The sequence below is a fragment of the Candidatus Omnitrophota bacterium genome, from assembly GCA_018894435.1.
In the GTDB taxonomy this organism is placed as follows: domain Bacteria; phylum Omnitrophota; class Gorgyraeia; order JAHIPI01; family JAHIPI01; genus JAHIPI01.
In genome coordinates, this window is record JAHIPI010000085.1 from 1 (window position 1) to 8,596 (window position 8,596).

Below are 8,596 nucleotides of genomic sequence, written 5' to 3' on the forward strand. Positions count from 1 at the left end.
ACCTATAATATGAAGGACGCGGTCAACATTACTGGTGTGACGCGTGAGAAAATCATTTATAAACCACTTCACTTTGCCTGCCATAGCACCCCCTGTTTTGTTCCTCTTTTTTCGAATTCTTTTTTGATCGCGTCTATTACTTCAGATTTTCTGTTGATCCACTTTGGCGCTACAAGAAAATCCGTATTAGCGTCCGAGACCAGTCTGAAGACGACGCACTTGGGATCCGTCACCTCAAGAAAATCGCAGACCGTCTGCACATATTCCTGAAAAGGTAAAAGGTGTATCTTGCCTTCTTTGTGATATTTTTCCAGCTTTGTCCCTTTTAAGACATGCAGGATGTGCAGCTTTATGCCAGAGACGGGCAGGCCCGCTATCTTCTTCGCCGTCTGTACCATGTCTTCGCGCGTCTCGCCCGGAAGCCCCAGTATAACATGTGCGCCGACTTTTATGCCTTTTTTTGCCGTCAGAGAGACCGCTTCCACAAAATCGTGGAATGTATGTCGCCTGTTTATAAATTTAAGGGTTCTGTCGTGCGAGCTCTGCAGGCCGTATTCAATCCACACTTCATAATCCTTAGAATAAGATTTTATCAGCTCAAGCTTTTTATCGTCAACACAATCCGGCCGCGTCGATACGTAGAGGCCGACAATGCCGGGAAAATCTTTTATCGCATCGTATGCCTTTTTCAATTGCGAATGCGGCCCGTATGTACCGGATGCATTCTGAAAATATGCGATGAATTTTCCGGCCTTATACCGACGCTTTGCGTAATCTATGGCCTTCTCAAGCTGCTTTTTTAAGGGGAGGCGCATATCCGGGAAGTGAGAAAATCCTTTTTCATTGCAATATATGCAGCCCTCCGTATCAATTTTGCCGTCGCGCGTGGGGCAGGTAAAGCCGGCGTTCAGGCTCAGGCGCTGTACGCGCGTGCCGTATTTTTGCTGTAAGTAATCGTTAAATGAGTAGTAGTATTGTTCCATAATTAAGCGTGCAGCCGCACCATTAAAAGCGAAAGCGCGGCGGGCGTTACCCCTGATATTCGCGACGCCTGGCCCAGCGAATAGGGCCTCGCCCTCTCGAGCTTTTCTCTTATTTCGTTAGAGAGGCCCCTTACAGAAGCATAGTCAAACCTCTCCGGTATCTTTACGTGGTCTATTTTATCAAATTTCTTTACGCTGGCAAGCTCTCTTTTAATGTACCCGCTGTATTTCATATCAACTTCTACCTGCACCTTCTCGTAATAAGAAAGGCGCGGAAGCATGCTATTCGTTTTCAATATATCGTCGTATCCAACGTGGCTCTGCTTCAAAATGCGGTCCAGTTTAGCTGAACAAAGGGCCTTCTCGGCCTCTTTTATCATCTTTTCCCTTTCCTTCATCGCCGAATACGCTTCCTCGTTTACAAGGCCAAGCTGTTTCCCTATTCCCATAAGCCGGCGGTCAGCATTATCCTCTCTTATCAAGAGCCTATATTCCACTCGCGAAGTGAACATTCGGTAAGGCTCGCTGGTACCTTTTGTAACTAAATCATCTATGAGGACGCCTATATATGCCTCGGACCTCTTTAAGATGAGCGGAGTCATCTTCTTTATTTTAAGCGCCGCGTTTACGCCGGCCATAAACCCGAGCGCCGCCGCTTCTTCGTAGCCGGTAGTGCCGTTTATCTGGCCCGCCAGATAAAGCCCGCTTACAGCTTTTGTCTCAAGCGTTGGATAAAGTTCTGTGGGATCGACAAAATCATATTCTATGCCGTAGCCCGGCTTATTTATCTTTGCCTTCTCAAGCCCCTCTATGCTGTGGACAATCCTCTCCTGCACGTCCTCGGGCAGGCTTGTGGAGATGCCGTTCGGATAATATTCATCCGTACGGAGCCCCTCCGGCTCAAGAAATATCGTATGGGAATCTCTCTCGGCAAACCGGACTATTTTGTCCTCTATGGAAGGGCAATAGCGGACACCCGTCGATTTTATCTTGCCGGTATATAGGGGCGAGCGGTCAAGATTGTCTTTGATTATCTTGTGGGTCTTTTTGTTGGTGCGCGTTATATAACAGGGCATCTGGGCAAGAGTGATATCTTTCGTGGAAAAAGAAAACGGTATGATATCCTTATCGCCGCGCTGTTCTGTAAGCGCCGAAAAATCTATCGTCTTTCCGTCGAGGCGCGGCGTTGTGCCCGTCTTTAACCTGCCGAGCTTCAGGCCGAGTTTTTTGAGACCGCGTGAAAGGCGCGCGCACGCCTCTTCATTCATCCTTCCGCCGGCGAAATGCTTAAGGCCTATATGTATCACGCCGTTAAGAAAAGTGCCTGTGGTCAAAATGACGGCGGAAGAACTTATTTTTTTGCCGTCTTTCAGGATAATGCCCTTCGCCGCGCCGCCCTTTACGATTAAATCTACCGCCTCGCCTTCGGTGACTTCCAGCGCTTCCGTATTCAAAATACGGTTTCGCATGTAATTATTATATGCCGCGCGGTCGGTTTGCGCGCGGGAGGAGCGCGCCGCGTATCCTTTGGAAGAATTAAGCATCCGGAATTGGATGGCGTTTTCATCGGCTGCCTTGGCCATTTCGCCGCCGAGCGAGTCTATCTCTTTGACAAGCTGGCCTTTGCCTACCCCGCCGATGGCGGGATTGCAGGACATAAAACCTATTTTGTCTATGTGAAGCGTTATAAGGAGCGTCTCAAGGCCCATTCTTGCTGAAGCGGACGCCGCTTCGCATCCCGCGTGCCCGCCGCCTACTACAATTACGTCAAAATCATTCTTCATACAGAAGCTTTTCTCTGATTGAATCCGTAACTTTCCTGCCGCATAAGAGATCTATTATTCTTAGAGCAAATGCCATGGCAGTCGCAGGCCCTTTACTGGTAATGATGTTACCATCAAGAACGACGTTCTGGTCGACATAGATGGCCTTTTTCCCGAGCATCTCTTCGCATCCGAAGTAACATGTCGCTTTTTTACCGTCAAGTATTCCCATGGGCGCAAGCACGTAAGCCGGAGCGGCGCATATAGCGGCGACGATATTGCCTTTCTTGTGGACCTCTCTTACCAGAGAAACAACCTTTGGTGTCTTAAATAGATTTTGTACTCCCGGCATACCTCCCGGAAGAACTATGGCGTCCGGCAAATCGTTGTAGGAATTTATTTCGACGTCAGCGCTTATTCCGATGCCGTGAGAACCCTTTATAATCATTCCGCCGACTCCCACTACCTTTATCTCCTGGTCAGCTCTTCGCAATATATCTATACACGTTACCGCCTCTATCTCCTCAAAACCGTCAGCAAGCAAAACCGCTATTTTCTTTTTCATATCAATACCCCTGGAAGTTTTCCGTAATTACGCGCTCTGCCGGCAGCGCCAGCTCTTCGGTGATGATCTTTTTCATCGCCGCTACCATAGCCGGCGGCCCGCATATGTAAAATTTTCTATCTTTGTAATCGGGGACTTCTTCTTTGATGATATCCTTATTTATAAGTCCTGTCCTGCTATCGAATCCCCGATCCGGTTCGTGCAAAACGTGTACGACTTTTAGCCCGGAATACTGCCGAGCCATTTCCGCGAAATCATCCTTAAAAACGATGTCTTTTAACGACTGGTTGCCGTATAAAAGGGTTATAGCCGTATCCAGCTTGTTATCGACGGCATATTTGCAAATACTCCTTATGGGCGTGATGCCTATGCCGCCGGAGAGAAAGGCGATCTTATCTTTCGCATCCTCGAGCGTAAAATTGCCCATAGGGTACTGCACTTTTACCGGATCGCCCGGCTGTAGGTTATCCAGCTCTTTTGAAAAGGTGCTTTCGGTCAACTTTTTAGTAAATTCCATGTATCCTTTTTCAGTCGGAGAGTTCGATATAGAGAGACATCTTTTGAGCTCGGGGTTTCCGTGGAGCATAACGACCATAAATTGCCCGGCCTTAAAATCGGCATCTGAAACTTCCAGCCGCGCGCTTTTAACATTATGCGTCCTTTGTATTACTTCCTTAACGCGGGTTTTTATCTCTTTTGGCATAATTACCTCTGGTAAAGATTTTTCTACACACCTTCCGGTAGATATAGTATAATTTAGTAAAAAGGAGCCGCTATGAAAAAGATTCTGACCGTATTTTCCATTTTAGCCCTTCTTGCGGGAACTTACCTTTTTCCATTCTCAAATGCGTCATCCCAGGAAACAAAAGGCCTATCCCAGGATAATGGTATTATACTCTTTATGCAGGGTGATGTAAAAGTAAAATCTGAAAAATCAGATGCCTGGCTTGATGCCAAGAAAGGGATGATCCTTTTAAAAGGCGATAGTCTAAAAACCGGCCCGGATTCATGGGCCGAAATAGGATTTGGCAAGGATTTTGCCAACTCCGTAAGAGTGCAGGAGAATACTCATGTAATATTTACCGACCTTGGCGCCACAAAGATAAATCTTATACAAGGGGAACTCCGTTCGCTTGTGGAAAAATTGAGCAAAAACAGAATATTTGAGATAAAGACGGCTGTCTCTGTATGCGGCGTAAGGGGAACGGGTTGGGATATGGTGACAAACGGCAAAACCGCCGAGGCCTACGTGTATGAAAATATCGTATTTTTCTCCGGTTTGGGCCAGGGGCTAAGCAGCGAAAGCGTTATATTGGACGCCGGTAAGATGGGCATCCTATCGGACCCCCAAAAGGCGATTGCCATAGAAGACCTGCCTGTCGAAAAAATGTACGACTGGCAAAAGTGGAAAAAAGATTTTATCGAAAGAAGGGGCGCCGGGACCGGCCCGTCACCGCAAGACCGCGCCAGTTCCGCCGAAGAAGTGCAGGCGGCCACTGAGGCGGGGATGGAAAAAGTGAAACCGGTTATCTCTGATATAAATGACGAAAGGGATATCGATAGAAGGCTTGAATCCGAAACAACGACAAATCACGGTTACGAATGATGAAACGACTATCGGCAATCATATTTATAAGCATGATCTTACACGGCTCATCTATTTTTGCCTTGAGCGACGTGGAACTGCGGTATCCTACTGTCGAAATTGCAAAAGACGAAGAGGCGCTGACGGCTGTTCGAAAAGCGGCTCAAAAACCCAGTATCAACATGTCGGCTTCCTTACTATTCGGCTACGATGACAACGCGAGATTGGATCATTACGACGGTGTCGGCAGCATGTTTTTCCAGGAGGCGGTAGGGATAAGCGGTAAATATCCCATAAACGATACCCTCGCCATAAGAGGGTCATACGACCTTACTTCTATAAACTACTTCAGGACTTCCGATACAAACCTCATGGATAATCTCTTTGACGTAGGTATAGACAAAAAGATAGCCGATAATATCACATGGTCCCTTGATTACCGGCCGGATATTGTGGACCTCCCCCACAACGAATTGGGCAAATATACGGAACATTTATTCGAGACCTCTTTAAGGCACGATATATCTAAACGCATATACCAAAAAATAACCTACGGGCTTTCTACGAAGCATTATCCTAAATGGCCGATAAGAAATAACGGCGGGGTATTCAAATTTGGCAAGAGAAACGATTTAAGGAATACCGTCACCCACAGACTTGGGCTTTACCTTACGGACAATATATTTTTAAAAGAAGAGAACGAATTCTACTACAATTATTCGAACGAACAGTATCTGGAATATTACGACTGCACCTCATTCATCACAAGGACGACGCTTATCCATTTTACGACGAAAAAACTGTACGAGGTTGCGAACTTTTCCTATCAATATACCCCCTACACCAAACGCACCATCTCCGATGAGCAGGAAAAACAGCGCGACAATATTTTTACGTTCGGGGGGTCCATATTTTACGATTTCACTACAAATGTGACGGTAGGCACTAACTTTAATTACAAAAAGAGTTTTTCGAACGAGGGTGTCAACAACTACTACGATTTCATCGTATCAAGCGGCATATACTGCAGATTTTAAAGCATCTTTTCTCTCTGTTTCTCTATCTCCCTCTTCTGGACCATATCGAGATATGCGTCTACTTCGGCCATGTTCCGGAATATATTCTGGGACGGCAGGGCCTTCATGACCTCGAATACCTTTTTGATTTGCGGCTGCAAGCTTACAATAATAAGCGAGCCGTTATTTCCCTCGACGATCTTCTTCGCCTGGAATATCACCGAAAGGCCGGCCGAGCTTATATAATCGACGTATTCCATATCCAGGATTATCAGCTTTGTGGAAGATAAAAGAATAGGCTTTATCTTCTTGTCAAGAATCGTATATGTGTCGGAATCTATACGGCCCTTGGCCTTGACCAAATATACGCCCTCTACTATGCTCTTCACCTTCTTTTCTACGCTTACAAATAACGTCTTATCGCCTTCCATCATAAATGCCCTCCAGTCCCTTGATCCCAATGTAAGTCCCACTTTGGCCCGCCCGGGCCTACCGGGATGCGCTCTTTCTCTATCTTTTTGTCCTCATCTTCGTCTTTTTCTACCTTCTTTATCCGGTACTTACTTACAGTAAAAGTATCCTGCTCTGTCCTTATGGTGACGTTATCTGCATCTATTCCTACGATTTCGCCCTCTATTTCTGTGCCATCCACGAGGAATATGAGATCGCAATAGGCTGCGGAACAAAAAACAAAAACGATGGCTAGTAAAATAAATAATATTTTCATCAGCACACCTCCTTTTCTAGGCCAAGATCTTACGGGCGGTTTCGCCGTATTCGCGCTTTGGACGGATTAAAATAGCCCGTCATGATATGCGCATATTTCTTCTTTAGCGCTTTGATTACCTCTCTTACACCCAGCAATTCGGACGGCCTGACATTTATCCGCAGTTGGTTAAAATATCTTAAAGGGTCATAATTCAAATTGCGCCACTGGACCATATCGATATTATATTTGCCGATCAGGCCTTTAAACGCGGCGAATTCGCTCTTCAAATCGGTGAAGCCGGGCATAGTGAGATAATTTACCGAGACAAAGCCGCCCTTTTTCTTGGCTGTCTTTACGGACATGAGGACATCCCTGAATTTGTAGCCGCGCGGCTTATAATACATATTATAATACATTTCCCTGGCGCTATTCAAGCTTACACGCATGCTGTCGAGGCCGGCATCGAACAATTTAGAAATGGCGTTGGGCGAGCAGGCATTCGTATTAATATTTATGATGCCCTTTTTCGTCTCTTTCCTGATAAGCCTTATTGCCTTCTGAATCACATCCGCTACTAAAAGCGGCTCTCCTTCGCAGCCCTGGCCGAAGCTCACGACGGGGTCGGCCACATTTTCCATATGAAAAAGCGCAACCTCTGATATCTCATTCGGAGTGGGAACAAACTTTATGCGCGGCTGCGTTATGGGTATTTCTGAATCGGGCTGGCACGATATGCAGCCAAGGCAAAAGGCATTGCAGTAAGGTGACGTTGGCAGCGGCGCCTCATATCTGGATAGAAAGAAATTCTTGGCCGCGGGACAGCAATAAAGAAGTGCGCATTTCTCAAGATGCCTCACCAGCCGGTTTTTCGGAAATATCTTCTTAAAACGCGCCGCGTTTTTTCTGATAAGGGCTGCATTCATAAAGCGCAACTCCTGGCGGAGTTCGCTATCGACTCTTACAGCGGCAACGTAAAATTTACCTTTATGGAAAGCGCAGGCGGCGTACGAGAAAAGCGGCAGCGGTTTCAATGACTTAGGGGCCTTTATTTCGACGTACGCGCTATTATAGGTTGCGGTATATCCGGGAGACGCGAATGCTGCGACGGCAAAACACGGGCCTTTCTCCGGCGCGGTAAAATTCCCGCTTCCGGCGTCATAGCCGATCGCCGCCCTTCTTGGCAGCATAAAAAGCTCGCTTCCCGGCGGAAGCTTAACAAAATCTTCCCGCTTCAACCGGAAAAAATTGCCGGCCTTCATCCCCGCCGGCTCAATCCCCGGAACATCAAATATCTTACCCTTATCATCGGACACAAGAAGTCTCAAGCTTCTCCTTAAAATTCAGACTCCAGCGTTAAATTATCCATAATGGGGCCGCCTATTTTTAAGGCAGCATCCCATTCACTTTCGGGGCTTTTAAGTATAAAGAGGTAGAACGTTCCTGTGTGATCATTTCCAAGGGCTAAGTTAAATTGGATACCCTTACCGATTCCAGGCACTTCAGATCTAAAAAAGCCATTATACCCCTTAAAATAAGTGCCGATTTCAACTGTATCTAAATCGCTGTATTCGGTTGTCAATTTAAGTTTATCGATAAACTGTTTCGCGTATTCCGAAGGCACCATGCCCATTTTGTCCTTGCACTCTTTTATGACATTTACGGAAAAGCCGGTTTTGTAGGTATTATTCTCCGCTAACGGCTCTTTTGTAATAAATATAGCCCTTGTTCCTTTATTTTCATCTTCCTTAAAAAACCACCTCTTAGGCAACAGGAATCCCGCCTGTACGCTTTCGCACCATTTCCACGAATATCCTTTGGGGGGTGCCGGCAAATCATTTTTCCCGGCAAATGAAACAGAGCATACGGACGTAATGACAAGGGCAAATAATAAAATATGATAAAACAGCTTAAAGTTATTTTTCATTGCTCCTCCGCTATCTTTCTCTGCTCATTATACCCCCAGGCATAAAAAATC

The 8,596-nt window shown here is 46.2% G+C and carries 10 protein-coding genes; 2 read left to right on the top strand and 8 right to left on the bottom strand.

The features are described 5' to 3' along the window. Window positions 1–68: 68 nt before the first annotated feature. The 4 genes from KKI13_07245 to KKI13_07260 are packed head-to-tail and all read right to left on the bottom strand — an operon-like array spanning window position 69 to window position 4,014. The gene (locus KKI13_07245; GenBank protein ID MBU4488835.1) at window positions 69–983 is read right to left on the bottom strand and encodes a TIGR01212 family radical SAM protein; all 915 of its coding nucleotides are present in this window, start codon (window positions 981–983) and stop codon (window positions 69–71) included. Window positions 984–985: 2 nt separating this feature from the next. Further along, complete coding sequence (gene mnmG, locus KKI13_07250; GenBank protein ID MBU4488836.1) at window positions 986–2,767, bottom strand: tRNA uridine-5-carboxymethylaminomethyl(34) synthesis enzyme MnmG; 1,782 nt, start codon at window positions 2,765–2,767, stop codon at window positions 986–988. After that, complete coding sequence (locus tag KKI13_07255; GenBank protein MBU4488837.1) at window positions 2,757–3,311, bottom strand: DJ-1/PfpI family protein; 555 nt, start codon at window positions 3,309–3,311, stop codon at window positions 2,757–2,759. Before KKI13_07255 ends, mnmG begins: the two co-directional genes overlap by 11 nt. A 1-nt stretch (window position 3,312) precedes the next feature. After that, entirely contained in the window at window positions 3,313–4,014 is a 702-nt protein-coding gene (locus KKI13_07260; protein MBU4488838.1) for a xylene monooxygenase, read from the bottom strand. Window positions 4,015–4,086: 72 nt separating this feature from the next. Between KKI13_07260 and KKI13_07265 the strand changes: the two genes are divergently transcribed. Together KKI13_07265 and KKI13_07270 are read left to right on the top strand one after the other, a co-directional pair. Further along, window positions 4,087–4,917: a FecR domain-containing protein gene (locus tag KKI13_07265; protein MBU4488839.1), complete on the top strand. Its 831-nt coding sequence runs from the start codon at window positions 4,087–4,089 to the stop codon at window positions 4,915–4,917. After that, on the top strand, window positions 4,914–5,933 hold the full coding sequence (locus KKI13_07270) for a hypothetical protein (protein ID MBU4488840.1): 1,020 nt from the start codon (window positions 4,914–4,916) through the stop codon (window positions 5,931–5,933). Before KKI13_07265 ends, KKI13_07270 begins: the two co-directional genes overlap by 4 nt. Here KKI13_07270 and KKI13_07275 read toward each other — a convergent pair. Genes KKI13_07275 through KKI13_07290 form a run of 4 tightly spaced genes read right to left on the bottom strand, consistent with a single transcriptional unit; the run spans window position 5,930 to window position 8,545 of the window. Then, window positions 5,930–6,346 carry an STAS domain-containing protein gene (locus tag KKI13_07275; protein ID MBU4488841.1) on the bottom strand — a complete coding sequence of 139 codons (417 nt, stop codon included), beginning with the start codon at window positions 6,344–6,346 and terminating at the stop codon, window positions 5,930–5,932. The two genes, KKI13_07270 and KKI13_07275, sit on opposite strands and share 4 nt — an antisense overlap. Beyond that, the gene (locus tag KKI13_07280) at window positions 6,343–6,639 is read right to left on the bottom strand and encodes a hypothetical protein (protein ID MBU4488842.1); all 297 of its coding nucleotides are present in this window, start codon (window positions 6,637–6,639) and stop codon (window positions 6,343–6,345) included. The genes KKI13_07275 and KKI13_07280 overlap by 4 nt, the downstream gene beginning before the upstream one ends. 29 nt (window positions 6,640–6,668) lie before the next feature. Continuing rightward, on the bottom strand, window positions 6,669–7,946 hold the full coding sequence (locus KKI13_07285; GenBank protein MBU4488843.1) for a radical SAM protein: 1,278 nt from the start codon (window positions 7,944–7,946) through the stop codon (window positions 6,669–6,671). An 8-nt stretch (window positions 7,947–7,954) separates the two neighbouring features. Next, window positions 7,955–8,545, bottom strand: a complete 591-nt coding sequence (locus KKI13_07290; protein ID MBU4488844.1) for a hypothetical protein — start codon at window positions 8,543–8,545, stop codon at window positions 7,955–7,957. Window positions 8,546–8,596 lie beyond the last annotated feature (51 nt).

What these genes read in the sequence shown, in the direction of transcription:
- KKI13_07245 (MBU4488835.1), bottom strand. Translation starts at nt 983, where the DNA reads ATGGAACAATACTACTACTCATTTAACGATTACTTACAGCAAAAATAC.
- KKI13_07280 (MBU4488842.1), bottom strand. Translation starts at nt 6,639, where the DNA reads ATGAAAATATTATTTATTTTACTAGCCATCGTTTTTGTTTTTTGTTCC.
- KKI13_07270 (MBU4488840.1), top strand. Translation starts at nt 4,914, where the DNA reads ATGATGAAACGACTATCGGCAATCATATTTATAAGCATGATCTTACAC.
- KKI13_07275 (MBU4488841.1), bottom strand. Translation starts at nt 6,346, where the DNA reads ATGATGGAAGGCGATAAGACGTTATTTGTAAGCGTAGAAAAGAAGGTG.
- KKI13_07265 (MBU4488839.1), top strand. Translation starts at nt 4,087, where the DNA reads ATGAAAAAGATTCTGACCGTATTTTCCATTTTAGCCCTTCTTGCGGGA.
- KKI13_07255 (MBU4488837.1), bottom strand. Translation starts at nt 3,311, where the DNA reads ATGAAAAAGAAAATAGCGGTTTTGCTTGCTGACGGTTTTGAGGAGATA.
- mnmG (MBU4488836.1), bottom strand. Translation starts at nt 2,767, where the DNA reads ATGAAGAATGATTTTGACGTAATTGTAGTAGGCGGCGGGCACGCGGGA.
- KKI13_07260 (MBU4488838.1), bottom strand. Translation starts at nt 4,014, where the DNA reads ATGCCAAAAGAGATAAAAACCCGCGTTAAGGAAGTAATACAAAGGACG.
- KKI13_07290 (MBU4488844.1), bottom strand. Translation starts at nt 8,545, where the DNA reads ATGAAAAATAACTTTAAGCTGTTTTATCATATTTTATTATTTGCCCTT.